The sequence below is a fragment of the Blastococcus sp. SYSU D00922 genome (genome assembly GCF_054050495.1).
This window is the reverse complement of sequence record NZ_JBJGZL010000006.1, coordinates 232,766-256,711: the sequence shown is the minus strand read 5'-3', so window position 1 is coordinate 256,711 and position 23,946 is coordinate 232,766. Positions and strand designations below refer to the sequence as shown.

Here is a 23,946-nt window from a genome sequence, read left to right as displayed (position 1 = left end):
CAACTAGCCCCCACCCCCGCCCCCCCCCCCCCCCCCCCCCCCCCCCCCCCCCCCCCCCCCCCCCCCCCCCCCCCCCCCCCCCCCCCCCCCCCCCCCCCCCCCCCCCCCCCGCGTCGAGGGTGACGGTCGGCTCGTCCGGACGCACCGGAGGGGTGGGCAGCTTGCCCGCCGCGACGTCGGCCCGCACCGCGCGGCCGGGTGTCGGTGGCCGGGCGACGCGCATCGTCGGGTCCGCCTGCGGGCCCGGCCGGTCCGGCTGCTCGGTCATCGCGCGTCCTCCGTGGCTTCGTCCACCGGGTCGCGCTCCGCTCCCCCGCGCCCGCCCGAGCCCCCATGCCCGGTCGGGCGCCAGGTCACGCCTCCACGCTCTCCGCAGTCGTCTGAGGCGCGGCGAAGCGGAGGGCCAGGGCGGCGCGGATCTCGACGTGGCGCACGAGGAAGGCCCGCTCGTCGAGCCGCTTGCGCCGGAGCCAGCCCGTCACCTCGTCGTTGCACTTGCTGGCGTTGCAGGAGCCGCAGGCCGGCGCGATGTTGTCGAGCGTGTAGCGCCCGCCCCGCGAGATCGGCAGCACGCAGTCGCGCTGGAGCGGGACGCCGGTGGCCCCGCAGTAGGCGCAGCCGCCCCAGGCCTGCTGCAGCGCCGTCCACTGCTCCGGGCTGAGGTCGTGCTCGACCTTCTGCATCCGCCGCTTGCGCTTGCGGGCATACCGCGCGCTCGCGGTCCGGCTCGCCACGACCGGAGCGTAGGGCCGTGCGCTCAGTCGGTGAGGTAGACACCCGGTTCGTCGAGTGCGTGCACCCACACGGGGGCGCCGGCGATCTTGACCTCGGCAGCGGAGAGCGCCCGCCGGTAGGAGCCGACGCCGTCCCAGCGCGTGACCAGGGCCCACAGCGACGGGTCGTCGGCCGCGCGGCCGAGCTCCCCGGAGACGAAGCCGGGCCGCGCGCCGAGCGCCTCGAGCAGCGGTGCGACGGCCGCGGCCAGCGCCTCGCCGTCGTCGCCTGCCGCCCGCAACCTGGTCACCGCGAACACCCGACCTCCTCCTGTCCCCCGCAGACGCTGCCATGCCCGGGCACGACGAGGGCGGGCGGGCACCGGGGTGCCCGCCCGCCCTCGGATCGGATCAGAAGAAGTCGCAGACCGTCAGGTCCTGCTGGACGTAGACCAGCAGGGTGAACGTCTCGCCGTCCTCCATCGCCAGCGTGAAGGCACCGATGTCGGAGCCGGTCGCCGGGTCGAACTGGATGCTGTCGAACGTGCCCTCGGTGAAGCCGACGCCGCCGAGCGTCTGCTCGTAGAAGTACCGCCCGAGCTCGTACGCCGGGTCGCCGCCGGCGGCCGCGCTGGTCGCGGAGTCCCGCACCGCGGTGCAGGAGAGGTCGTAGGCGGTCTGCCAGTCCCCGTCGGCCAGGGCGTCCACCCAGGCGAGGGCCACCTCGTCGGAGCCGGGGTAGGCGTTGCCGGGGGCCACCGTGGGCTCGTCGGCGACCTGGGCCCCGCCGGGCAGGTCCCCGAGGGAGGACTCGCGGCTGGGCTCCGCGGACGACGTCGTCGCCGGTGCGCTCGACGTGCTGGAGGCCGCCGCCTGCTCGTCCGACCCGGAGTCGCCGCCGCCGAGCAGGAGCACCAGGGCGATCCCGATGCCGGACAGCAGCACCGCGCCGCCGACGATCAGCCACGGCAGCAGGTTCTTCTTCGCCGGCGGCTGGGGCGGCGGGCCGTAGGGCCCGGGCTGGCCGTAGCCCTGAGGGGGCTGCGGCGGCGGGACGGGCTGGCCGTAGGGAGTGGGCTCGCCGTACGGGGATCCGTACGGTCCGGGGGGCTGGGTCATGGCTGCGGGGGCTCTCTCGGGCGGGGCGCGGGTGGGCGGTGCTCGCCCGTGGCTGAGCACCGTAGTGGTGAGGCGCCCGGATCGGAGCCGGATACCGCGCAGTGCCGACGGCGCCGGGTCAGGCGCTGCCGAACCGCCGCTGCCGCGAGGCGTACTCCTCGCACGCGGCCCACAGGTGCCGCCGGTCGAAGTCGGGCCAGAGGGTGTCCAGGAAGACGAACTCGGCGTAGGCCGACTGCCACAGCAGGAAGTTGCTGGTGCGGTTCTCCCCCGAGCTGCGCACGAACAGGTCGACGTCGGGCATGTCCGGCTCGTCGAGGAACCGGGCGACGGTCTTCTCGTCGATCTTGTCGGGGTTGAGCCGGCCGGCGGCCACCTCGCGGGCGATGGCCGCGGTGGCGTCGGCGATCTCCGCCCGGCCCCCGTAGTTGACGCACATGGTCAGGGTCAGGACGTCGTTGTCGCGGGTGAGCTCCTCGGCGACCTGGAGCTCGTCGATGACGCTGCGCCACAGCCGCGGACGACGGCCGGCCCACCGCACCCGGACGCCGAGCTCGTGCATCTCGTCGCGCCGCCGGCGGATGACGTCGCGGTTGAAGCCCATGAGGAAGCGGACCTCCTCCGGGCTGCGCCGCCAGTTCTCGGTGGAGAAGGCGTAGGCGCTGATCGCCCCGATGCCCAGCTCGATGGCGCCCTCGACGCAGTCGAACAGCGAGGACTCCCCCGCCTCGTGCCCCGCCGTCCGGGGCAGACCGCGCTGCTTGGCCCAGCGGCCGTTGCCGTCCATGACGATCGCGACGTGCTTCGGGACCTTGTCCTTGGGCAGGTCCGGCGGCCGCGCGCCCGACGGGTGCGGGTTGGGCGCCTTGACCTCGCGCCTCACGAGCGGTCCACCAGCGCCAGCGAGCGCAGGCCGCGCTCCAGGTGCCACTGCAGCAGGGCGGCGACCAGGCCGCTGCCCTCCCGGCGGTTGGTGCCCTGCGAGGCCTCGGCGCGGTCCCAGTCGCCGGTGAGGAGGGCGTCGAGCAGCTCGAGGGTGACCGGGTTGGGCATGGCCGAGCCGGTCGGGCGGCACGGCGGGCAGACGGTGCCGCCGGCCGGGACGGAAAAGTGCCGGTGCGGGCCCTCCTCGCCGCAGCGGGCGCAGTCGGATAGCGCCGGCTCCCACCCGGCCACCGACATGGCGCGGAGGAGGAACGCGTCGAGGACCAGACCGGCCGGGTGGCTGCGCTCGGCCAGCGCCCGGAGCGCGCCGACGACCAGCAGGAACAGCCGGAGCGAGGGCTCCTTCTCCTCCGAGGTCAGCCGGTCGGCGGTCTCCAGCACGGCGGTGCCGGCGGTGTAGCAGGGGTAGTCGTCGACGATGTCGTTGCCGTACGAGCGGATGGACTCCGCCTGGCTCACGATGTCGAGGTTGCGGCCGGTGTAGAGCTGCAGGTCCACGTGGCTGAAGGGCTCGAGCCGCGACCCGAACTTGCTCTTCGTGCGCCGGACGCCCTTCGCCACCGCGCGCACCTTGCCGTGCCGGCGGGTCAGGACGGTGACGATGCGGTCGGCCTCGCCGAGCTTCTGGGTGCGCAGGACGATGCCCTCGTCCCGGTAGAGCGCCTTCGGGGTGTGGGCCATCAGTACCCCAGCCGGTTGAGCTTCTTGGGGTCGTCCTGCCACTCCCCGAGCACTGTGACGTGCAGTTCGAGGTGGACTCGGGCGCCGAGCAGCGTCTCCATCCCGGCGCGCGCCTCGCTGCCGATGGCCTTGATGATCTGCCCGCCCTTGCCCAGCAGCATCGGCTTCTGGCTGTTGCGCTCGACGTGCAGCAGCGCGTGCACCTCGACCAGCTCGCCGCCGGGCTTCTTCGGGTCGGGACGCCGCAGCATCTCCTCGACGCTGACCGCCAGCGAGTGCGGCACCTCCTGGCGCACCTTCTCCAGGGCCGCCTCGCGGATCAGCTCGGCGATCTGCCGCTCGACGTCCTCGTCGGTGGTCTGCTCCTCCGGGTAGAGCGGCGGGCCCTCGGGGAGCAGCTTGACCAGCAGGTCCTCGAGCAGCTCGACCTGGTCGCCGCTGACCGCGCTGACCGGCACGACCTCGGCGGCCTCGACCAGCTGGCTGGCGGCCACCAGCTGCTCGGCGATCTGCTTCTTCGACGCGACGTCGGTCTTGGTGACCACGACGACGACCGGCGCCTTCACCTCCCGCAGCTGCCGGGCGATGAACGCGTCCCCGGTGCCGACGGGCTGGTCGGCGGGGATGCAGAAGACGATCAGGTCGACGTCGGAGAGCGTGTCGCGGACGACGTCGTTGAGCCGCCGGCCCAGCAGGCTCTTCGGCTTGTGCAGGCCGGGGGTGTCGACGAGGACGATCTGGCCGCCGGGCCGGTGCACCACGCCGCGGATGGCGTGCCGGGTGGTCTGCGGGCGGTTGCTGACGATGCCGACCTTCTCGCCGACCAGCGCGTTGGTGAGCGTGGTCTTCCCGGCGTTGGGGCGGCCCACGAGGGCGGCGAAGCCGCTGCGGTGCGGCGCCTGGTCCGGGGTGGTCACGGCACCAGTCTCCCACCGGGGTGCGACGGCACCGGCCCCGCTCCTGGAGTGTTGTTCGCGCTCCTCGAGTCCTGCAGCACTCCAGGAGCAGCAGCAACGTTCCAGGAGCGGCGCTGCCGCTGGGATGATCGCCGCATGGCGCGACAGCAGGGCCTGCCGGTACGGGCCGCACGGGAGCGGGACCTCCACCTGGAGCAGATCCGCGCGTACGGGTTCTTCGCCGGTCGCGGCCCCAAGAGCCGGGCGACGACGGTGCCGGCTCCCCTGCGCTACTGGCAGTACGACGTCCCGCGGCCGGTGCCGCTGGTCTTCACGGTGGTCGTCGTCGCCGTCTGGCTGGCCTTCTTCGGCTGGCGCGGCGGGCAGGCGGCGGTCCTCGACGAGGCGCCGCTGGCCCTGGGGCTGGGGCTCCTCGTGCTGCTCTGCAACGTCGGCCGGTTCACCGTGTCTGCGCACGGCATGTCCCTCGACGTCGGCGCGACCAGGACGCCACCGACCGGGGTCGTCCCGTTGGTGCTGGTCCGCGAGGTGCGCGTCGGGCAGCCCCCGGAGGCGTGGCCGCGCGCGGCGCGCAAGGGCGGCTGGCTCCCGGGGCGCACCCGGGTGTCGGTGCGCCACCTGGGCGAGGACGGCACGACGGAGGCCGCGTTCACCCGCTGGGTCCGGGACGCCGACGAGTTCGCCCGGGCCGTCGACCGCCCGCTGCAGCGGGGATGACGGTGGCCGGCGACCCGCTCGAGGAGTACCTCGCCCTCTACGACGAGGCGTCCGGCCGCCTGTTCGTCGAGCTGGACGGCGCCATCCGGACGGCGGCGCCCGAGCTGGACCTCGCGATCAAGTACCGGCTCCTGACCTACACCGTCGAACGCGACTGGCGGCACTGGGTCTGCGCGGTGAACGCGACGAAGTCCGCCGTCTGCCTGCGGTTCCTCTGGGGCGTGCTTCTGGACGATCCCCTGGGCGTCCTCCGCCCGGGGACGTCGACCCTGATGACCTGGGACATCCCGCGGGGCGCGCAGATCGACCCCGCGGCCGTCGGCGCCTACGTGCGCGAGGCGCTCGACGAGAGGGAGCACTTCCTGGCCGACGCCGAGGAGATCAGCGCCGCCGCACGGAAGCGCTACGGGCGCTAGGCGGTGGTGCGCAGGGTCCCGTCGGGGCCGGCGAGGTGCACGGGGGCGGACGCCGTGAGGTCGCGGACGGCGGCCAGCCCCTCCTGCTCCACCGCGTCGGCGGCCGAGACGATCACGGCGGCCTCCAGGCCCTCCACCCCGCTGGACACGGCGGCGGCCACCGCGGCCTGCAGCGCCGACAGCTTCAGCGAGGGCAGCGCGACGGTCGCGGCGACGTAGGTCCGGCCGTCGGTGTCGCGGACCGCAGCGCCTTCGGGCGCACCGGTGCGACCGCGGGCGGAGCGGGCGAGCGTGACGAGCTTGGCGTCCTCGGCCTGGAGTTCTTCGGGCACGGCGTCTGCGGCGGTCACAGCGGGTCAGCCTTCCACGGGGGCGGGCTCCTCGTAGCGGGTGGCCCCCCGTCCACGCGGCTCCTCGGGCTCCTCCTCGGCCTCCGGCTCGACCCGGCAGACCAGCAGGGTGTCGATCCGGTTGCGCCGTCCCCCGGTGCTCTCGGCGACCAGCCGCAGGCCGTTGAGCTCGGCCGAGGCGCCCTCGATCGGCACCCGGCCCAGGGCCCGCGCGAGCAGGCCGCCCACGGTCTCCACGTCGTCGTCCTGGGGCAGCTCGACGCCGAACAGCTCCGCGAGGTCCTCGACCGGCAGGCGGGCGGTGACCCGCGCCGAGCCGTCCTCGAGCTGCTCGACGGGCGGCCGCTGGAAGGCGTCGTGCTCGTCGGCGATCTCGCCGACGATCTCCTCGAGGATGTCCTCGATCGTCACCAGCCCGGCGAAGCCGCCGTACTCGTCGACCACGATCGCGATGTGGATGCGCTGCGCCTGCATGTCGCGCAGCAGCTCGTCGACGGGCTTGGACTCCGGCACGAACGTCGGGGGCCGCATCAGCTCCTCGACCTTGGGGCCGCGCTGGTCGCCGGAGTTCTGCGACCGGCGGACCAGGTCCTTGAGGTAGACCACGCCCACGACGTCGTCGACGTTCTCGCCGATCACCGGGATGCGGCTGAACCCGCTGCGCAGGGCGAGCGCCAGCGCCTGGCGGACGGTCTTGCCGCGCTCGATCCACACCACGTCGGTGCGCGGGACCATGACCTCGCGCGCAATCGTGTCGCCCAGCTCGAAGACCGAGTGGATCATGTTGCGCTCGCCGGACTCCACGACGCCGCGCTCCTCGGCGAGGTCGACCAGCTCGCGCAGCTCGACCTCGGAGGAGAACGGGCCGTCGCGGAAGCCGCGGCCCGGCGTGATCATGTTGCCGATCAGGATCAGCAGGGTGGCGACGGGACCGAGCACGCGCCCGAGCAGCCGGACGACGCCGGCGCTGGCCAAAGCCGTGCCGTAGGCGTGCTGGCGGCCCAGGGTGCGCGGGCCGACGCCGATGAGCACGTAGCTCACCACGATCATCACGCCCGCCGAGGCGAGCACCGTCTGCCAGCTGCCGCCCCAGACGTCGTAGAAGAGGACGGTCACCACGACCGCCGCGACCATCTCGCAGACGATCCGCAGCAGGAGGAGCAGGGCCACGTGGCGGGCCCGCTCGAGCACGACCTCCTCGAGGGCGTCCGCGCGCTTGAGGCCCTCGCGGCGCATCTCCTCGACCCGCGCCTTGGACACCCGCTGGAGCGCGGCGTCCATGGCAGCGAACAGGCCGGCGAGGGGCACCAGCAGGATGGCGACCACCAGCATGGTGATCTCGCCCGAGCTCATCGGGGTCCCGGCTCCCGGTTCGCCGGCTCACCGGTCACCGGCTGCCGGGGTGCGGCGCGCCAGCCCTCGATCAGCTTCTGCTGGAGACCGAACATCTCCTTCTCCTCGTCGGGCTCCATGTGGTCGTACCCGAGCAGGTGCAGCACGCCGTGCGTGGCCAGCAGGATCAGCTCGTCGTCCATGGAGTGCCCGGCGGCCCGCGCCTGGCGGACGGCGACGGCGGGGCAGAGCACGACGTCGCCGAGCAGGGCCGGGCCCGGCTCGGGGTCGTCGGGACGGGCGGTGTCCAGCTCGTCCATCGGGAAGGCGAGGACGTCGGTCGGCCCCTTCTCCCCCATCCAGCGCTCGTGCAGGCTGCTCATGTACTCGACGTCGACGCAGAGCACCGACAGCTCGGCCATGGGGTTGACCTGCATCTCGCCCAGCACGAACCGGCAGATCCCGGCCAGCTCGGCCTCGTCCACCGCGATCTCGGACTCGTTGGCGACCTCGACGGGCACGCGGTCAGCTCCCCTGGCGGCGCGGTCGGGACGACCGGACCGGTGCGCCGGCGCCCGGTCGGGCGGCGGCGGGCTGCCGGGTGGCGTCCCACCGCTCGTAGGCGTCGACGATGTTGCCGACCAGGCGGTGGCGGACGACGTCGGTGCTGGTCAGGTTGGCGAAGTGCACGTCGTCGATGCCGTCGAGGATCTCGCGGACGATCTTGAGCCCGCTCTGCGCGCCACCGGGCAGGTCGACCTGCGTGACGTCACCGGTGACGACGATCTTCGACCCGAAACCGAGGCGGGTGAGGAACATCTTCATCTGCTCGGCGGTGGTGTTCTGCGCCTCGTCGAGGATGACGAACGCGTCGTTGAGCGTGCGCCCGCGCATGTAGGCCAGCGGGGCCACCTCGATGGTTCCCGAGGCCATCAGCCGCGGGATCGACTCGGGGTCGACCATGTCGTGCAGCGCGTCGTAGAGCGGCCGCAGGTAGGGGTCGATCTTCTCGCTGAGCGTCCCGGGCAGGTACCCCAGGCGCTCGCCGGCCTCGACCGCGGGGCGGGTCAGGATGATCCGGTTGACCTGCTTGGTCTGCAGCGCCTGCACGGCCTTGGCCATGGCGAGGTAGGTCTTGCCGGTACCGGCCGGGCCGATGCCGAAGACGATCGTGTTCTCGTCGATCGCGTCGACGTAGCGCTTCTGGTTCAGCGTCTTGGGCCGGATGGTGCGGCCCCGGCGGCTGATGATGTCCAGGCTCAGGACGTCGGCCGGCCGCTCGGACCCACCGCTCTTGAGCATGGCGATCACCCGGCGGACCGAGTCGGGCCGGAGGGCCTGGCCGGTGCCGAGCAGGGCGATCAGCTCGTCGAAGACGCGGACGGCGAAGGCGTTGTCGGCCGGCTGGCCGGTGACGGCGATCTCGTTGCCGCGCACGTGCACGTCGGCGTCGACCTCCGCCTCGACCAGGCGGAGGAGCTCGTCGGCCGAGCCCAGCAGGGCGACCATCGAGACGGACTCGGGAACGGTGATGGTGGCGCGGACAGCGGCGGGAGCGGCACCGTCGGCGGGCATCCCGATGTGGCCGTCCGCGGCTGCGGCCTGAGCCGAGGCCTCACGGGACATGGGGGCGCCGGGCACGGGCACGTTCGGGGAGGTGTCGGGCAAGAACCCTCGACCCTGCCTTCCTTCGATGGACGAGCGGACCGGTCGAGTCTACCCGCGCTCGGCCACCGGGAATCCCGCTTCGCTCCTCGGGGGGAGCGCCCCGTCAGCGGCCGGAGTAGGTCGCCTTCCCGGGCCCCTCGGTGAGGAAGGAGGCGACGGCGCCCCGCAGGTCCTCGGTGGCGAACAGGGCGCCCGAGACCTCCGGCACCAGGGCGTCCGCCGCGCGGGCGCCGTCCCGGATCGTGGCGGCCACCAGCTGCTTGGTCGCCGCGTGCGCCACCGTGGGGCCGGCGGCCACCCGGTGCGCGTACTCGCGGGCGGCCGCGGCGAACCCGTCGTCGGGCAGCACCCGGTTGACCACGTTCCAGCGCTCGAGGACGGCGGCCGGGTAGCGCTCGCCGGTGAAGACCAGCTCGCGGGCGCGCGCCGGTCCGGCCCGCTCGGCGAGCCGCTGCGGCCCGCCCATCGACGGCGTGAGGCCGACGACGATCTCGACCAGCCCGAACGACGCCTTCTCGGCGGCCAGCAGGATGTCGCAGGCCAGCGCCAGCTCGAACGCCGCGGTGAGCGTGAGCCCGTGGGCGGCGTAGACGGTGGGGACGGGCAGGTCCTCGATCGTCTGGGACGCCTTGAGCAGCCGCGCCCAGAGCTCCGCGCCCCGCTTCGCCGGCTCCGGCCCCTCGGCGATCGCCTGGAACTCGGTGACGTCGACGCCGCCGGACACGACCTTGCCGCGCGCCTCGAACAGCACGGCCCGGGCGCGGTCGGCGCGCGCCGGGTCGGTCAGGGCGACCAGCTCGCCGGCCACGGACTCGAGCGCGTCGAAGACCCGCCCGTCGAAGAGGTTCAGCGGCGGGTTGTCCAGGACGACGACGGCGACGTCGCCGTCCCGCTCGATCCGGAGGGGCGCGGTCTCGGTCATGCGCCGATCCTCGCAGGGCGGGTCAGCCGGGCGGCCAGCCGAGTCCGCGTCCGCCGAGGACGTGCAGGTGGAGGTGGTCAACCGACTGCCCCGCCTGCGGGCCGGTGTTGGTGACGACGCGGTAACCGGGCTCGATGCCGCCGTCGGTGACCAGGCCTTCCTGGGCGGCGACGGTGTGGGCGGCGCGGGCGACGTCGGCGAGCAGCTCGCCGTCCGCGGCGGCCAGCGCGCCCAGGTTGCGGTGGTGCTCCTTCGGGATCACCAGCACGTGGGTGGGCGCCTGCGGGTTGATGTCGCGGAACGCGAGCACCCGGTCGGTCTCGTGGACGACGTCGGCGGGGATCTCACCGGCGACCATGCGGCAGAAGAGGCAGTCGGTCACACCCCGACCCTAGGGCCCCCGACCGGGCGTAACGGTTCGGCCGTCCCGGGAGCCGGAACGGCTGCGGTTCCCTAGGCTCCTGGGCGGAAGGCGCCGTCACGGGCGGCGGCCGGAGTGCAAGGGGGCGCTCATGTCCGGATCCACCACCATCGACCCGAACCCGCCGGCGGGCCCGGCGGCCGGCGGCGGCCGGTCGGTGAAGTCGATCGCCGTCTGGACGGCGGTCGCCGTCGTCGGCGCCGTCTGCTGGGGCGTGCTGGCCATCGCGCGCGGCGAGACGATCTCGGCGCTCTGGCTGCTGTTCGCGGCGCTGTGCTCGTACGCGATCGCCTACCGCTTCTACTCGCGGTTCATCACGTACAAGGTGCTGCGCGCCGACGACCGGCGGGCCACCCCAGCAGAGCGGCTGGAGAACGGCGTCGACTTCGACGTGACCGACCGCCGGGTGCTCTTCGGCCACCACTTCGCCGCGATCGCCGGCGCCGGGCCGCTGGTCGGGCCCGTGCTCGCCGCGCAGATGGGCTACCTGCCGGGCACGATCTGGATCGTCGTCGGCGTCATCTTCGCGGGCGCCGTCCAGGACCTGACGGTCATGTTCTTCTCGATGCGCCGCAACGGGAAGAGCCTCGGCCAGATGATCCGCGAGGAGATCGGCCTCGTCGGCGGCATCGCGGCGCTGATCGCCGTCTTCGCGATCATGATCATCATCCTGGCCGTGCTCGCGCTGATCGTGGTCAACGCACTGGCCGAGTCGCCGTGGGGCGTCTTCTCGATCGGGCTGACCATCCCCATCGCCTTGTTCATGGGCGTGTACCTGCGCCGGCTCCGACCCGGACGCGTGCTCGAGGCCACCGGGATCGGCGTCGCCCTGCTGCTGCTCGCGATCGTCGCGGGCGGCTGGATCGAGGACACCGGCCTCGGGGACGCCCTGACGCTCTCCAAGGAGTGGCTGGTCCTCGCCCTGGTGATCTATGGCTTCGTCGCCTCGGTCCTGCCGGTGTGGCTGCTGCTGACCCCGCGCGACTACCTGTCGACCTTCATGAAGATCGGCGTGATCGTGCTGCTGGCGGTCAGCCTGATCATCGCCCGCCCGGTGCTCCAGGCCGAGGCGGTCACCGACTTCGCTCGCGAGGGCACCGGCCCGGTCTTCGCCGGGTCCCTGTTCCCCTTCGTCTTCATCACGATCGCGTGCGGCGCGCTGTCCGGGTTCCACGCCCTGATCTCGTCGGGGACGACGCCGAAGATGGTGGCCAAGGAGAGCCAGGTCCGCCTGATCGGCTACGGCGGGATGCTGATGGAGTCGTTCGTCGCCATCAGCGCGCTGATCGCCGCCTGCGTGATCGACCAGGGCCTCTACTTCGCGATGAACAGCCCGGCCGGCGCCACCGGCGGGACGGCGGAGTCGGCGGCGGCATTCGTGCAGGGGCTGGGCTTCGACACCACCGCGCAGTCGATCGCCGCCGCGTCGGCGGCAGTGCAGGAGGACACCCTCGTCTCCCGGACCGGCGGCGCGCCCGCGCTGGCCGTCGGCCTCGCGCAGGTGTTCAGCCAGGCGTTCGGGGGTGGCGGCCAGGCGTTCTGGTACCACTTCGCGATCATGTTCGAGGCGCTGTTCATCCTGACCGCCGTCGACGCCGGCACCCGCGTGGGCCGGTTCATGCTGCAGGACACGGTGGGCAACGTCTGGAAGAAGTTCGGCGACCTGTCGTGGCGGCCGGGCAACATCATCGCCAGCGCCGTGGTCGTCGGCCTGTGGGGCTCGGTGCTCTACATCGGCGTCACCGACCCGCTGGGCGGCGTCAACCAGCTCTTCCCGCTGTTCGGCATCGCGAACCAGCTGCTCGCCGCGATCGCGCTGACGCTGGTGACGGTGCTGCTGATCAAGCACGGGAAGCTGCGCTACGCCTGGGTGCCGGGCATCCCGCTGGTCTGGGACCTGGTGGTCACCATGACGGCGAGCTGGCAGAAGGTCTTCTCCGGCGACCCACGGGTCGGCTACTTCACCCAGGCGAACGTGTACCGCGACGCCCAGGAGGCAGGGGAGGTCCTCGCGCCGGCGACCGACCAGGGCCAGATGGACCAGGTCATCTTCAACTCCACGCTCAACGGCATCCTGCAGGCGGTCTTCGCCCTGCTGGTGCTCGTGGTGGCCGGCCACGCCGCCGTGGTGATCGCGCGGGCGATCCGGGCGGGCGGGCTGCCGACCACGGAGGAGCCGTTCGTGGAGTCCCGGCTGGTCGAGCCCTCCGGGCTGTTCCCGACCGCCGAGGAGAAGCGGGCCATCGCCGAGCACGAGCGCCTGGTCGGTGCCGGGCGCGGGCGCAGCGAGGCGGAGGAGAAGTGACCGCCGCGCTGACCCGCGCCTGGAACGGCGTGCGCTGGTACCTGAAGGAGTTCACCGGCGAGGCGCGGTGGGACGACTACCTGTCCCACTGCGCCGAGCACGGGCACACCCCGATGACGCGGCGCGAGTTCGAGCGCCGGCGCTCCGACGCCGCGGAGCGGAACCCGGCAACTCGCTGCTGCTGAGCCGCCCGCCCGCCTCGCGAGATCGGGGAAACGGGGCTCTCGAGCCCGCTGCAGACCCCCACTTCCCCGATCTCGCACCCGGCGGCGGAACGGCCCGTCGAACCGAGGGACGCGCAGAGCTCACCGCGGGAGGGTGCTGGCGGCCGAGTTCGCCGAGTGTCGACTTGTCGTCGTCTACGGCTCGTCGAGACGACGACAAGTCGACACTCGTGGGGTTACGCCCAGCGGGTGCGCATGCTCAGCGCGGCCAGGGTGGCGGCGCCGGCGGTGGAGGTCCGTAGCACCTCCGGGCCCAGGCGGACGGCTTCGGCGCCGGCCGCGCGGAAGGCCACGACCTCGCCGTCGGTGAGCCCGCCCTCGGGCCCGACGATGACGGCGATCGTCCCCTCGCGCGGGATCTGCAGGCCGGACAGCGGACGGCGGGCCTGCTCGTGCAGGACGACGGCCAGGTCGACGTCGGCGAGCATCCCGCACACCTCACGGGTGGTCATCGGCTCGGTCACCTCGGGCACCCGGGGACGGCGCGACTGCTTCGACGCCGCCCGCGCGGCCGCCCGCCACTTTGCGACGCCCTTCGCGATGCGGTCGTCGCGCCAGCGGGTCACGCACCGCGACGCCGTCCACGGCACGATCCGGTCGACGCCGAGCTCGGTGGCCAGCTCCACGGCCAGCGGCCCGCGGTCGCCCTTCGGCAGGGCCTGCACGAGCACGAACTCCGGGCTCGGTGCTGGCACCTCGAGCCGGGCGGTGACGGCGACGCGCAGGCCATCGGCACCGGCGGAGACGACGTCGCCCTCGACGACCGTCCCCTGACCGTCGCCGACCCGGACCCGCTCCCCCGCCTCCAGGCGCAGCACCTCGACGGCGTGCCGGCCCTCGGGCCCGTCGACCAGCAGCTCGGCGGTCTCGGGCAGGGAGTCGAGCAGGAACAGCGGGGCGCCGTCCAGCTCCGGTACGCCGACGTCGGTCATCTCAGCGCCCGTTGAACGCGTCGCGGACCCGCGAGAACAGCCCGCCCTGGGCCTCGCGGTGCGAGTCGGCCTGGTCCTCGCCACGCAGCGCGGCCAGCTCGCGCAGCAGCTTCTCCTGCTCGGCGTCCAGTCGGGTGGGGGTGGCCACCTCGACGTGCACCATCAGGTTGCCGCGGCCGGTGCCGCGCAGCCGCGGTGCCCCGTGCGCCCGCAGGGTCAGCACGCTGCCGGACTGGGTGCCCGGCTTGATGTCGAGGTCCTCCTGGCCGTCCAGCGTCTTGAGGCTGAGCGTCGTCCCGAGCGCGGCCGAGGTCATCGGCAGCGTGACCCGGCAGTGCAGGTCCTCGCCGTCCCGGGTGAAGACGTCGTGCGGCCGCTCGTGCACCTCGACGTAGAGGTCACCGGCCGGGCCGCCGCCGGGGCCGACCTCGCCCTGGCCGGTGAGCCGGATCCGCATGCCGTCCTCGACGCCGGCGGGCACCTTCACCTGCAGGGTGCGGCGGGCACGGACGCGCCCGTCGCCACCGCACTCGCGGCACGGGTCGGGGATGACCTGGCCGGTGCCGGCGCAGGTCGGGCAGACCCGGCTGGAGACGACCTGGCCCAGGAAGCCGCGCTGCACGCTCTGCACCTCGCCGCGACCGGAGCACGTGGTGCAGGTGGTCGGGTGGGTGCCCGGCGCGGTGCCGGCCCCGGTGCACACGGTGCAGAGGACGGCGGTGTCGACGGTGATGTCCTTCGTCGTCCCGAAGACCGTCTCGTCGAGCTCCAGCTCGGCCGGGATCAGCGCGTCGCGGCCGGCCCGGGTGCGGCTGCGCGGGCCGCGGGTGGCCGCCCCGCCGAAGAAGGCGTCCATGATGTCGCCGAGACCGCCGAAGCCGGCGCCGCCGAAGCCGCTCGCGCCACCGGAGCCGCCCGGGTCGAACGGGTCGCCCCCGAGGTCGACGATGCGCCGCTTCTCCGGGTCGGTCAGCGCCTCGTACGCGCGGGTGACCTCCTGGAACCGCTCCTTGGCCCCGGGGTCGGGGTTGACGTCGGGGTGGAGGTCGCGCGCCATCTTCCGGTAGGCGCGCTTGATGTCGCTGTCACTGGCATCGCGGGACACGCCCAGCACGCCGAAGTAGTCGGTCGCCATCGAGAAGTCTCAGCCTCAGCTCTCGGCCAGCAAGTGGCCGACGTAGCGGGCCACGGCGCGAACCGCGGCCATGTTCATCGGGTAGTCCATGCGGGTCGGCCCCACGACGCCCAGCCCACCGAGGGCCCGGTCGCCGGAGCCGTAGCCGACGGAGACGAACGATGCCCCGGTGAGCGCCTCGTGGGCGTTCTCCTCACCGATGCGCACCAGCACCGTGCTCGCGTCCACCTGACTCATCAACCGCAGGACGACGACCTGTTCTTCCAGCGCCTCCAGCAGCGGCCGGACCGTGCCCGGGAAGTCGAGCGCGTTGCCCCGCGCGAGGTTCGCCGTCCCGCCGATGACCAGCCGGTCCTCGCTCGGCTCGACGAGGGTCTCCAGCAGCGTCGCGCTGACGGTGGCGACCAGCCCGCGCAGGTGCGGGGGCGCGGTCTCCAGCAGGTCGGGCACCTTGCCGCCGGCGTCCACGAGCTTCACGCCCACGAACGCGGCGTTCAGGAGCGTGCGCAGCTCGGCCACGGCCTCGGCGTCGACGTCCACGGGGGTGTCGACGACCCGCTGCTCGACGCGCCCGGTGTCGGTGATGAGGACCAGCATGAGCCGGGCGGCGGCCAGTTGCACGACCTCGAGGTGGCGCACGGCGCTGCGGGACAGCGTCGGGTACTGGACCACCGCGACCTGGCGGGTGAGCTGGGCCAGCAGGCGGACGCTGCGGCTGAGCACGTCGTGCAGGTCGACGGCGCCGTCGAGGAACCGCTCGATCGCCCGCCGCTCGGCGACCGACAGCGGCTTGACCGCCGACAGCCGGTCGACGAACAAGCGGTAGCCCTTGTCCGTGGGCACCCGGCCGGCGCTGGTGTGCGGCTGGGTGATGTAGCCCTGCTCCTCCAGCACCGCCATGTCGTTGCGGATGGTGGCCGGGGAGACGCCGAGGTCGTGCCGCTCGGCGAGGGCCTTGCTGCCCACGGGATCGTTCGTCGAGACGTAGTCCTGGACGATGGCCCGGAGCACCTCCAGGCGGCGTTCGTCGTGCGCCACGGTGACACCTCCCCGTACCGGTCGACGTCCCGCGCGGCGCCGTGACACTGGCACTCGCACGGGCAGAGTGCCAGGCCAGCATATCTCCGCGGAGCCACTCCGTCGCGTGGCTCGCGGCGGGCCTCACCCGCTCCGGTGGGCGGGGGCGGAGGGCAGGGACGACGGCTAGGGTGGGTGGCGTCGGCGCCCTCGCGCGGGGCAGAGAGCGGAGGTCGGTTCCCTGATCTTCAAAGCGGTTCGAGACGGCCGCCCGTACCCCGACCACGGCTTGTCGACCCGGGACTGGGCGATGATCCCGCCCCGGCAGGTGCGGATGGACACGTTGACGACGACGAAGAAGGAGCTGGCGCTCGACGCCCTCCTCGCCGACGACTCCACCTTCTACGGGGACCTCTTCCCGCACGCCGTGCAGTGGCACGGCGAGCTGTACCTGGAGGACGGCCTGCACCGCGCCCTCCGCGCGGCCCTGCAGCAGCGCAACGTCATCCACGTCCGCGTCCTGGACCTCGACGCGCTCACCCCCGTGCAGGCGCCGTCGGGGCCCGCGACGGCGTCGATCCCGACGCAGCCGCCGGTGCCCAACCCGCGCCGGCTCTGACGCCTGCGCGCGTCGCACGTCACACCGTCCCGCTGTCGATCGTGATCGGTTCGTGATCGACCTGTGCCCGGCGTGCCCCTAGGTTCGGTTAGGCATACCTAACCCACTCCCCGGTCGACGCCTGCGCGGAGTACCGGACCACCTTGGAAGGACACCATGCCCCGCGCATCGCGACTGGTCGCGCTCTCCGCCGCCGTACTCCTCACCGGCGGCCTCGCCGCCTGCTCCTCGTCCGAGGAGGACGCGCAGGCCGACACCGGCGGCGGGGACTTCTCCCCCATCACCATCGAGCACGCCTTCGGCACGACCACGATCGAGTCGAAGCCCGAGCGCGTGGCCACGGTGCAGTGGGCCAACCACGAGGTGCCGCTGGCGCTGGGCGTCGTCCCCGTCGGCATGGCCGCCGCCAACTTCGGCGACGACGACGGCGACGGCCTCCTCCCCTGGGTCTCCGAGCGCCTCGAGGAGCTCGACGCCGAGACCCCGGTCCTGTTCGACGAGACCGACGGCATCGACTTCGAGGCCGTGGCCGACACCGAGCCCGACGTGATCCTCGCCGGCTACTCGGGCCTCACGCAGGAGGACTACGACACCCTCAGCGAGATCGCCCCCGTCGTGGCCTACCCGGAGGCCCCGTGGGCGACCCCGTGGCGCGAGATGATCGAGATCAACGCCAAGGGCATGGGCATGGAGGACGAGGGCGAGGAGCTGGTCGCCGGCCTGGAGCAGGACATCGCCGACGCCGCCGCGGAGCACCCGCAGCTCGAGGGCAAGGCGACGATGTTCCTCACCCACGTCGACACGACCGACCTGAGCGAGGTCAGCTACTACACGCCGTTCGACACCCGGAGCGCCTTCTTCGAGGACCTCGGGCTGTCCACGCCGGCGAGCGTGGCGGACGCGTCGACCGACCCCGAGCAGTTCTCCGGCACGATCAGCGCCGAGCAGATCGACACGTTCGACGACGTCGACATCATCGTCACCTACGGCGACCAGGCCCTGGTCGACGCCCTGAACGCCGACCCGCTGCTCTCGCAGATCCCGGCCGTGAAGAACGGGGCCATCGTCCTGCTGCCCGACACCCCGCTGGGCACCGCGGCGAACCCGACCCCGCTCGCGATCAACTACGTGCTCGAGGACTACCTGTCGATGCTCGCCGAAGCAGCTGACAAGGGGCAGTGACCACCGCTCCTCCCGTCCCGGCCCCGGGTGCCGCCGTCGTGCGGCGCCCGGGGTCGGTCCGGTTCCTCTGGCTCCTGGCGGTCCTCGCACTGCTGGTGGCACTCATGGCCGCCTCCGTCGCGGTGGGCTCCCGGGACGTCGGCTGGTCCGACATCGTCGCGGCGCTGGGCGGGTCCACCGAGAACATCGGCCAGGCGGCCGTCACCAAGCGCATCCCGCGCACCCTGCTGGCGGTCGCCGTGGGTGCGGCACTGGGCCTGTCCGGCGCGGTCATGCAGGGGGTCACCCGCAACCCGCTGGCCGACCCGGGCGTCCTCGGCATCAACATGGGCGCCTCCCTCGCCGTCGTCGCCGGTCTCGCGTGGTTCGGGCTCTTCTCGTCGACGGCCATCATCTGGACGGCGATCGCCGGCGCGGCGCTCGCCGCGGTCTTCGTCTACGCCGTGGGCTCGCTCGGCCGCGGCGGTCCCACGCCGCTCAAGCTGGCCCTCGCGGGCGCGGCCACGTCGGCCGCGCTCACCTCGTTCATCACCGCGGTCGCCCTGCCGCGCGGTGACATCGCCGAGAGCGTGCAGTCCTGGGAGATCGGCGGCGTCGGCGGCGCGACCTTCGACAGCATCGGCACGGTCCTGCCGTTCCTGGCGGTGGGTTTCGCCATCAGCCTGCTGTCGGCCCGCAGCCTCAACTCCCTGGCGCTGGGCGACGAGCTGGCGGCCGGGCTGGGCGAGCGCGTCGCGCTGGCCCGCGGTGTGGCCGCCCTCGGCTCGGTCCTGCTGTGCGGCGCGGCCACCGCGGTCGCCGGGCCGATCGGTTTCGTCGGGCTCGTCGTCCCCCACCTGTGCCGCCTCCTGGTGGGCGTCGACCACCGGTGGATGCTGCCGTTCTCGGCGCTGACCGGGGCGTGCCTGCTCACAGCCACCGACGTGCTCGGCCGGATCGTGGCCCGGCCGTCGGAGATCGACGTCGGCATCATCACCGCGCTGGTCGGCGCGCCGTTCTTCATCTGGATCGTGCGCCGGCAGAAGGTGCGCGAGCTGTGACCGCCGTCGTCCCCCCGCCCGCGGCGCTCGTCGACACCGTGGCGCGCAACAGGGTCCGCCGGGCCGCCCGCCGGCGGCTCGTCGTCGCCGTCCTGGCCGTGCTCGTGGTCGTGGCGTTCGCCGTCGCCCTCATGGTCGGGCAGACCTTCTACCCGCCCGGTGACGTGCTGCGGGTCGTGTTCGGCGAGCAGGTTCCCGGGGCCTCCTTCACCGTCGGGCGGCTGCGCCTGCCCCGCGCCGTGCTGGCGATCGTCGCCGGCCTCAGCTTCGGCCTGGCCGGCGTCACGTTCCAGACGATGCTCCGCAACCCGCTGGCCAGCCCCGACGTCATCGGCATCAGCGCAGGGGCGAGCGCCGCCGCCGCGTTCGCCATCGTGATCCTGGGCTGGAGCGGCACCGCCGTCTCGGTCACCGCGATCGTCGCCGCGCTCGTGGTCGCCCTGCTCGTCTACCTGCTGGCGTTCAAGGACGGCGTCGCCGGCACCCGGCTGATCCTCATCGGCATCGGCGTCGCCGCCATGTCGCGGAGCTTCATCGCCTACGTCCTCGACCAGGCCGGCGCCTGGGACTTCGCCGAAGCGCTGCGCTGGCTGACCGGCAGCCTCAACGGCAGCACCTGGGAGGCGACAGTGCCGGCGCTGATCGCGCTGGTGGTGCTCGGGCCGGTCCTGCTCGCCCAGTCGCGGCAGCTGTCGGCCCTGCAGCTCGGCGACGACACGGCGTCGGCGCTGGGCATCCGGGTGGAGCGCACCCGGGTCGTGGCGATCGTCGCGGCGGTGGGCCTGATCGCCTTCGCCACGGCCGCGTGCGGGCCGATCGCCTTCGTCTCGTTCCTCGCCGGGCCGATCGCCGCCAGGATCGTCGGGCCGAACGGCTCCCTGCTCCTGCCGGCGGCCCTGGTCGGCGCCCTGCTGGTGCTGGTCGCCGACCTCGTCGGCCAGTTCGCCCTCGGGACGCGCTTCCCGGTCGGGGTCGTCACCGGCGTGCTCGGCGCGCCGTACCTGATCTACCTCATCGTGAGGACCAACCGCGCCGGAGGCAGCCTGTGACCGCCACCCACTCGCTCGCCGCCGAGGAGCTGACGCTCGCGTACGGCGAACGGACGGTGATCGAGGGCCTCGACCTCCTCGTGCCGGCCGGCGGCATCACCGCGATCGTCGGCGCCAACGCGTGCGGCAAGTCGACGCTGCTGCGGTCGATGTCCCGGCTGCTCGCGCCGCGGACCGGGCACGTGCTGCTCGACGGCCGCTCGGTGCACCGGATGCCGGCCAAGGAGCTGGCCCGCACGCTGGGCCTGCTCCCCCAGTCGCCGATCGCGCCGGAGGGCATCACCGTCGCCGACCTCGTCGGCCGCGGCCGCCACCCGCACCAGGGCGTGTTCTCGCGGTGGAGCCGGGACGACGACGCCGCGGTTGCCGCGGCGCTGGAGGCCACGCAGACGACGGACCTGGCCGAGCGGTCGGTGGACGAGCTGTCGGGCGGCCAGCGCCAGCGGGTCTGGATCGCGATGGCGCTGGCCCAGCAGACCGACCTGCTGCTGCTCGACGAGCCGACGACATTCCTCGACGTCGCCCACCAGGTGGAGGTGCTGGACCTGCTGACCGACCTCAACCGGACGCGCGGCACGACCGTCGTCATGGTGCTGCACGACCTGAATCTCGCCGCCCGCTACGCCGACCACCTCGTGGCACTGGCCGGCGGGCGGGTGCACGCCGCGGGCGGACCGGCCGAGGTGCTCACCGAGGACACGGTCCGGGCGGTGTTCGGGCTCGAGAGCCGGGTGATCGTCGACCCCACGTCCGGCCGGCCGCTGATGCTGCCGATCGGCCGGCACCACATGGCACCGGTCGGTCCCTAGAGCCAGCCCTTCTCCGCTGCCACCCGCGCCGCCTCGACGCGGGTGCGGGCGCCGGTCTTGCCGATGGCCGAGGACAGGTAGTTGCGGACCGTCCCCTCCGACAGGAACAGCCGGCCGGCGATGTCGGCGACGGTGGCCCCGTCGACCGCGGCGCGGAGCACGTCGGCCTCCCGGGCAGACAGCGGCGTCGCGCCGATCGCCAGGGCCGCGGCCGCGAGCTCCCGGTCGATCACCCGCTCCCCCGCCATCACCGCCCGGATCCCCCGCGCCAGCTCGGCCACGGGCGCGTCCTTGACCAGGAAGCCCGCGGCACCGACCTCCATGGCCCGCCGCAGGAAGCCGGGCCGGCCGAACGTCGTGAGGATGACCGCCCGGCAGCCGGGGACGGCGGTGGCGAGCGCGCGAGCGGCCTCGATGCCGTCGCCCCCGGGCATCTCGATGTCGAGCAGCGCGACGTCCGGCCGGTGCTCGAGCGCGGCGTCGAGGACGGCGTCGCCGCGGCCGACCTCGGCGACCACCTCGAGGTCCTCCTCCAGCTCCAGCAGCGCACGGAGCGCGCCGCGCACGAGCGTCTGGTCCTCGGCGATGAGCACCCGGATCACCGCGGCACCGCCTCGGCGGCCGGCACCTGCGCCGGGACGACCGCGGTGAGCACGAAACCCCGCCCGTCGGCAGGGCCCGACTCCAGCCGCCCACCGACGGCCTCCACGCGCTCCGCGAGCCCGTCCAGACCGGCACCGCGCGGCGCCGACCCGCCCCGGCCGTCGTCTGAGACGGTGAGCGTGACGCCGCCCCCGCCGGTGACCAGCTCCACCGTCACCGAGCCCGCCCCGCTGTGCCGGAGCACGTTCGTCGTCGCCTCGCGGACCACCCAGCCGAGCACCGCGTCGACGGGTGCCGGCAACGGCTCCGAGGAGGCGGGGGCGCGCAGGGCGATGCCCGCCGCGGACAGCGCCGAGCGCGCCTCGGCGAGGGCCTGCACCAGGCTCACCTGCCGGTAGCCGCTCACCGCGTCGCGCACCTCGGCGAGCGCGCGGCGGGCAGCGGCCTCGACGTCGGCCATCTCCTGCCGGGCGCGCACCGGGTCGCGCTCGGCCAGCCGGCCGGCGAGCTCGCTCTTGAGCGCGATGAGCGACAGGCTGTGCCCGAGCAGGTCGTGCAGGTCGCGGGCGAAGCGCATGCGCTCCTCGGCGACGGCGTTGCGGGCCAGCTCCTCCCGGGCGGCCATCAGTTCGGAGTTGACCGTCACGAGGTACCGGGTGCCGCGCAGCGCGAAGGCGGTCAGCAGGCAGAGCACCGGCATGAACAACAGCTCGTCGAGCAGCCCGTGGGCGGCGACCACCGCGGCGCAGACGGCCGCCGCGGCGATCACCGCCGGCCACACCCAGCGCTCCGGGAGGCCGGCCGCCGCGGCCGCCGACACGTAGATCAGCAGCCCGGCCCAGCCGGCGCCGAGCCAGACCGGCAGCGCGATGCCCAGGACCGCCACGACCAGCAGGTCCGGTCGGGCCCAGGAGCGGTCCGGGCCGCCGCCCGACATGCGGCCGAAGACGCTGAGGTAGGCGGCCGTGAACACGACCAGCCCCACCGCGGCGAGGACGATCACCGGGGCAGGCCGAGGCGTGGTGACCAGGTCGGCGACGGGGAAAGCCTGGAACAGCAGCCACGGCGCGGCGAACCCCATGCGCCGCCATCGGATCCGGCGTTCCACGCCCCGGACCGTAGCCGGACTCATCCGGCGACGGCGTGCATCGGCCGCAGCCGTGCCACGCCCACGGCGAGAGCCGCGAAGACCGCGGTGAAGCCGGCGAGGGCGAGCACTGCCGTCGCCGACGGCGCCACCCCGGAGGAGACGTCGCGGCCCAGGTCGGCGTACCAGTACGACGGCATGGCGTGGGCGAGCGTGCGCAGTCCGTCGGGGAAGACCTCGACCGGGGCCCAGAGGCCGCCGAGCGCGGCGAGCACCACGCCGACGAAGCCCATGGCTCCCCCGGCGGCCCGCTCCTCCAGGGCCAGGCCCAGCAGGATGCCCAGCGCGACGAAGGTGATGGCGCCGACCCACATCACGCCCACGAGGGCGACCCAGGTGCCCAGCCCCAGCTCGACGTCGTTGACGAAGCGGCCGACCAGCGCCACGACGACCAGGCTGGGCAGGGTGAGGAGGGCGCCCACCGCCACGTCGACGGCGAGCACCTGCGTCTGCGGCACCGGCGTCACGCGCAGCTGCCGCAGCCAGCCCGAGGCGCGGTCGAAGGAGATCCGGATGGTGGCGCCCAGCGCGGCCCCGAGCCCGCCGTACGCCATCATCGAGACCATGTAGAGCACCGCCTGCTCCTGGTAGCCGGCGGGACCGGACGCCATCCCGCCGAAGATCTTCGTGAAGAAGATGGTGAACAGCGCGGGCAGCAGCACCGTGAACAGGAGGTACTGGCGGTTGCGCCCGACCCGGCGCAGCTGGAAGGCGAACAGCGGGTTCATCGCGCGGCTCCGATCGTCAACGAGGTCAGGGTGAGGACGGCGTCCTCGAGGCTGGCGCCACGGACCTCCAGGTCCGGGAGCGCGACGCCGGCAGCGAGCAGCGCCCGGAGGGTGCCCTCGGCGTCGGCGGTCGTGAGGGTCACCGTGTCCCCCTGCCGGCTGCTCGACCGCACCGCCGTCAGGGCGTCGAACTCGCGGCCGGGCACGGCGGTGAAGCTGATCCGGCGGGTGGCCGTGCTGGCCTTGAGCTGCGCGGCCGAACCGTCGGCGACGATCCGCCCGCCGGCCACCACCACGACCCGGTCGGCGACTGCGTCGGCCTCCTCCAGGTGGTGGGTGGCGAAGACGACGGTGTGCCCGCGGCCGGCGAGCCCGCGCATCGTCGTCCAGAAGGCCCGGCGGCCCTCGACGTCCATGGCCGAGGTCGGCTCGTCCAGGAGCAGCAGCGGCGGTTCGCCGGCCAACGCGAGGGCGAGCAGCACCCGCTGCCGCTGACCGCCCGAGAGGGCGTCGACCGTCCGGCCGAGGAGCCCGTCGATCCCGGCGGTCGCCACCAGGTCGTCGAACGGCCAGGCGGTCGGGAAGCTCCGCCGCACGAGGTCGATCACCTCGCCCACGCGGGCCTCGGTCGGCAGGCCGCCGTGCTGCAGCATCGCGCCCACCCCGCCGGCGCGGATCGCGTCCTGCGGCGAGCGGCCCAGCACCTGGATGCGGCCGGCGTCGGGGTGGAGGAGGCCGAGGACGGCGTTGACGGTGGTCGACTTGCCGGCGCCGTTGGGGCCGAGCAGCGCCACCGTCTGGCCGGCGGGGACGGTGAGGTCGAGACCGTCGACAGCGGTCGTGGCGCCGTAGCGGACGGTCAGTCCGGCGATGTCCAGGGCGGGCGGTCGGTCCATGCGACGAGCGTGTCGGGACCGCCCGCCGCGAGGTAGTGCGGAACGTCGGCGATGGCGTC

General features: G+C 73.7%; 28 protein-coding genes. 9 read left to right on the top strand and 19 right to left on the bottom strand.

All coding sequences use genetic code 11. From position 1 onward, the window contains the following. Positions 1-353: 353 nt before the first annotated feature. The 6 genes from ACI78T_RS11570 to era form a co-directional block, all read right to left on the bottom strand. Positions 354-734 carry an HNH endonuclease gene (locus ACI78T_RS11570; RefSeq protein WP_456558240.1) on the bottom strand — a complete coding sequence of 127 codons (381 nt, stop codon included), beginning with the start codon at positions 732-734 and terminating at the stop codon, positions 354-356. 23 nt (positions 735-757) lie between these two features. After that, positions 758-1,024, bottom strand: coding sequence for an antibiotic biosynthesis monooxygenase (locus tag ACI78T_RS11565; RefSeq protein ID WP_456558239.1), 267 nt, complete (start codon positions 1,022-1,024; stop codon positions 758-760). Positions 1,025-1,124: 100 nt separating this feature from the next. Beyond that, positions 1,125-1,832, bottom strand: coding sequence for a hypothetical protein (locus ACI78T_RS11560; protein ID WP_456558238.1), 708 nt, complete (start codon positions 1,830-1,832; stop codon positions 1,125-1,127). A 118-nt stretch (positions 1,833-1,950) separates the two neighbouring features. Next, entirely contained in the window at positions 1,951-2,715 is a 765-nt protein-coding gene (locus ACI78T_RS11555) for an isoprenyl transferase (protein ID WP_456558237.1), read from the bottom strand. Then, complete coding sequence (gene recO / locus ACI78T_RS11550; protein WP_456558236.1) at positions 2,712-3,458, bottom strand: DNA repair protein RecO; 747 nt, start codon at positions 3,456-3,458, stop codon at positions 2,712-2,714. The genes ACI78T_RS11555 and recO overlap by 4 nt, the downstream gene beginning before the upstream one ends. Next, entirely contained in the window at positions 3,458-4,375 is a 918-nt protein-coding gene (gene era / locus ACI78T_RS11545; protein ID WP_456558235.1) for a GTPase Era, read from the bottom strand. The genes recO and era overlap by 1 nt, the downstream gene beginning before the upstream one ends. 135 nt (positions 4,376-4,510) lie before the next feature. Here era and ACI78T_RS11540 point away from each other — a divergent pair, with 135 nt between their 5' ends. Next, on the top strand, positions 4,511-5,092 hold the full coding sequence (locus tag ACI78T_RS11540) for a hypothetical protein (protein ID WP_456558234.1): 582 nt from the start codon (positions 4,511-4,513) through the stop codon (positions 5,090-5,092). Between the two features lie 2 nt (positions 5,093-5,094). Beyond that, positions 5,095-5,508: a DUF1801 domain-containing protein gene (locus ACI78T_RS11535; RefSeq protein WP_456558233.1), complete on the top strand. Its 414-nt coding sequence runs from the start codon at positions 5,095-5,097 to the stop codon at positions 5,506-5,508. Here ACI78T_RS11535 and ACI78T_RS11530 read toward each other — a convergent pair. From ACI78T_RS11530 to ACI78T_RS11505, 6 genes are all read right to left on the bottom strand, one after another. Continuing rightward, entirely contained in the window at positions 5,505-5,858 is a 354-nt protein-coding gene (locus ACI78T_RS11530) for a cytidine deaminase (protein WP_456558232.1), read from the bottom strand. The two genes, ACI78T_RS11535 and ACI78T_RS11530, sit on opposite strands and share 4 nt — an antisense overlap. 6 nt (positions 5,859-5,864) lie before the next feature. Then, a complete protein-coding gene (locus tag ACI78T_RS11525) occupies positions 5,865-7,211 on the bottom strand; it encodes a hemolysin family protein (protein WP_456558231.1) in 1,347 nt (448 codons plus the stop codon). Beyond that, positions 7,208-7,711, bottom strand: a complete 504-nt coding sequence (ybeY, locus tag ACI78T_RS11520; protein WP_456558230.1) for an rRNA maturation RNase YbeY — start codon at positions 7,709-7,711, stop codon at positions 7,208-7,210. The genes ACI78T_RS11525 and ybeY overlap by 4 nt, the downstream gene beginning before the upstream one ends. 4 nt (positions 7,712-7,715) lie before the next feature. Beyond that, on the bottom strand, positions 7,716-8,858 hold the full coding sequence (locus ACI78T_RS11515; RefSeq protein ID WP_456558229.1) for a PhoH family protein: 1,143 nt from the start codon (positions 8,856-8,858) through the stop codon (positions 7,716-7,718). A gap of 103 nt (positions 8,859-8,961) precedes the next feature. After that, positions 8,962-9,780, bottom strand: coding sequence for an enoyl-CoA hydratase/isomerase family protein (locus tag ACI78T_RS11510; protein WP_456558228.1), 819 nt, complete (start codon positions 9,778-9,780; stop codon positions 8,962-8,964). A gap of 22 nt (positions 9,781-9,802) precedes the next feature. Continuing rightward, complete coding sequence (locus tag ACI78T_RS11505) at positions 9,803-10,162, bottom strand: histidine triad nucleotide-binding protein (RefSeq protein ID WP_456558227.1); 360 nt, start codon at positions 10,160-10,162, stop codon at positions 9,803-9,805. 130 nt (positions 10,163-10,292) lie between these two features. Between ACI78T_RS11505 and ACI78T_RS11500 the strand changes: the two genes are divergently transcribed. Both ACI78T_RS11500 and ACI78T_RS11495 read left to right on the top strand, forming a co-directional pair. Then, positions 10,293-12,506, top strand: coding sequence for a carbon starvation CstA family protein (locus ACI78T_RS11500; protein ID WP_456558226.1), 2,214 nt, complete (start codon positions 10,293-10,295; stop codon positions 12,504-12,506). Next, on the top strand, positions 12,503-12,691 hold the full coding sequence (locus tag ACI78T_RS11495; protein WP_456558225.1) for a YbdD/YjiX family protein: 189 nt from the start codon (positions 12,503-12,505) through the stop codon (positions 12,689-12,691). Before ACI78T_RS11500 ends, ACI78T_RS11495 begins: the two co-directional genes overlap by 4 nt. A gap of 215 nt (positions 12,692-12,906) precedes the next feature. Here the strand turns inward: ACI78T_RS11495 and ACI78T_RS11490 are convergent, their stop codons facing one another. From ACI78T_RS11490 to hrcA, 3 genes are read right to left on the bottom strand one after another with little or no spacing between them, the layout of a single operon-like run. Further along, complete coding sequence (locus tag ACI78T_RS11490; protein ID WP_456558224.1) at positions 12,907-13,662, bottom strand: 16S rRNA (uracil(1498)-N(3))-methyltransferase; 756 nt, start codon at positions 13,660-13,662, stop codon at positions 12,907-12,909. 1 nt (position 13,663) lies between these two features. Then, positions 13,664-14,797, bottom strand: coding sequence for a molecular chaperone DnaJ (gene dnaJ / locus ACI78T_RS11485; RefSeq protein ID WP_456558223.1), 1,134 nt, complete (start codon positions 14,795-14,797; stop codon positions 13,664-13,666). 15 nt (positions 14,798-14,812) lie between these two features. Continuing rightward, entirely contained in the window at positions 14,813-15,835 is a 1,023-nt protein-coding gene (gene hrcA, locus ACI78T_RS11480) for a heat-inducible transcriptional repressor HrcA (protein WP_456558222.1), read from the bottom strand. A 220-nt stretch (positions 15,836-16,055) separates the two neighbouring features. Here hrcA and ACI78T_RS11475 point away from each other — a divergent pair, with 220 nt between their 5' ends. The 5 genes from ACI78T_RS11475 (at position 16,056) to ACI78T_RS11455 (ending at position 20,513) form a co-directional block, all read left to right on the top strand. Then, positions 16,056-16,433 (top strand): type II toxin-antitoxin system VapB family antitoxin, encoded by a 378-nt coding sequence (locus ACI78T_RS11475; RefSeq protein WP_116451559.1) that lies wholly within the window; start codon positions 16,056-16,058, stop codon positions 16,431-16,433. 156 nt (positions 16,434-16,589) lie between these two features. Beyond that, positions 16,590-17,615 (top strand): iron-siderophore ABC transporter substrate-binding protein, encoded by a 1,026-nt coding sequence (locus tag ACI78T_RS11470; protein ID WP_456558221.1) that lies wholly within the window; start codon positions 16,590-16,592, stop codon positions 17,613-17,615. Then, a complete protein-coding gene (locus tag ACI78T_RS11465; protein WP_456558220.1) occupies positions 17,612-18,655 on the top strand; it encodes a FecCD family ABC transporter permease in 1,044 nt (347 codons plus the stop codon). Before ACI78T_RS11470 ends, ACI78T_RS11465 begins: the two co-directional genes overlap by 4 nt. Then, on the top strand, positions 18,652-19,704 hold the full coding sequence (locus ACI78T_RS11460; protein ID WP_456558219.1) for a FecCD family ABC transporter permease: 1,053 nt from the start codon (positions 18,652-18,654) through the stop codon (positions 19,702-19,704). Before ACI78T_RS11465 ends, ACI78T_RS11460 begins: the two co-directional genes overlap by 4 nt. After that, on the top strand, positions 19,701-20,513 hold the full coding sequence (locus ACI78T_RS11455) for an ABC transporter ATP-binding protein (protein WP_456558218.1): 813 nt from the start codon (positions 19,701-19,703) through the stop codon (positions 20,511-20,513). The genes ACI78T_RS11460 and ACI78T_RS11455 overlap by 4 nt, the downstream gene beginning before the upstream one ends. On the opposite strand, the gene ACI78T_RS11450 is transcribed toward ACI78T_RS11455, so the two are convergent. Genes ACI78T_RS11450 through ACI78T_RS11435 form a run of 4 tightly spaced genes read right to left on the bottom strand, consistent with a single transcriptional unit; the run spans position 20,510 to position 23,887 of the window. Next, positions 20,510-21,115: a response regulator gene (locus ACI78T_RS11450; RefSeq protein ID WP_456558217.1), complete on the bottom strand. Its 606-nt coding sequence runs from the start codon at positions 21,113-21,115 to the stop codon at positions 20,510-20,512. The two genes, ACI78T_RS11455 and ACI78T_RS11450, sit on opposite strands and share 4 nt — an antisense overlap. Further along, positions 21,112-22,224 carry a sensor histidine kinase gene (locus ACI78T_RS11445; protein WP_456558216.1) on the bottom strand — a complete coding sequence of 371 codons (1,113 nt, stop codon included), beginning with the start codon at positions 22,222-22,224 and terminating at the stop codon, positions 21,112-21,114. The genes ACI78T_RS11450 and ACI78T_RS11445 overlap by 4 nt, the downstream gene beginning before the upstream one ends. Before the next feature lie 20 nt (positions 22,225-22,244). Next, complete coding sequence (locus tag ACI78T_RS11440; RefSeq protein WP_456558215.1) at positions 22,245-22,991, bottom strand: ABC transporter permease; 747 nt, start codon at positions 22,989-22,991, stop codon at positions 22,245-22,247. Next, positions 22,988-23,887, bottom strand: coding sequence for an ABC transporter ATP-binding protein (locus ACI78T_RS11435; RefSeq protein ID WP_456558214.1), 900 nt, complete (start codon positions 23,885-23,887; stop codon positions 22,988-22,990). Before ACI78T_RS11435 ends, ACI78T_RS11440 begins: the two co-directional genes overlap by 4 nt. Between the last annotated feature and the right edge of the window lie 59 nt (positions 23,888-23,946).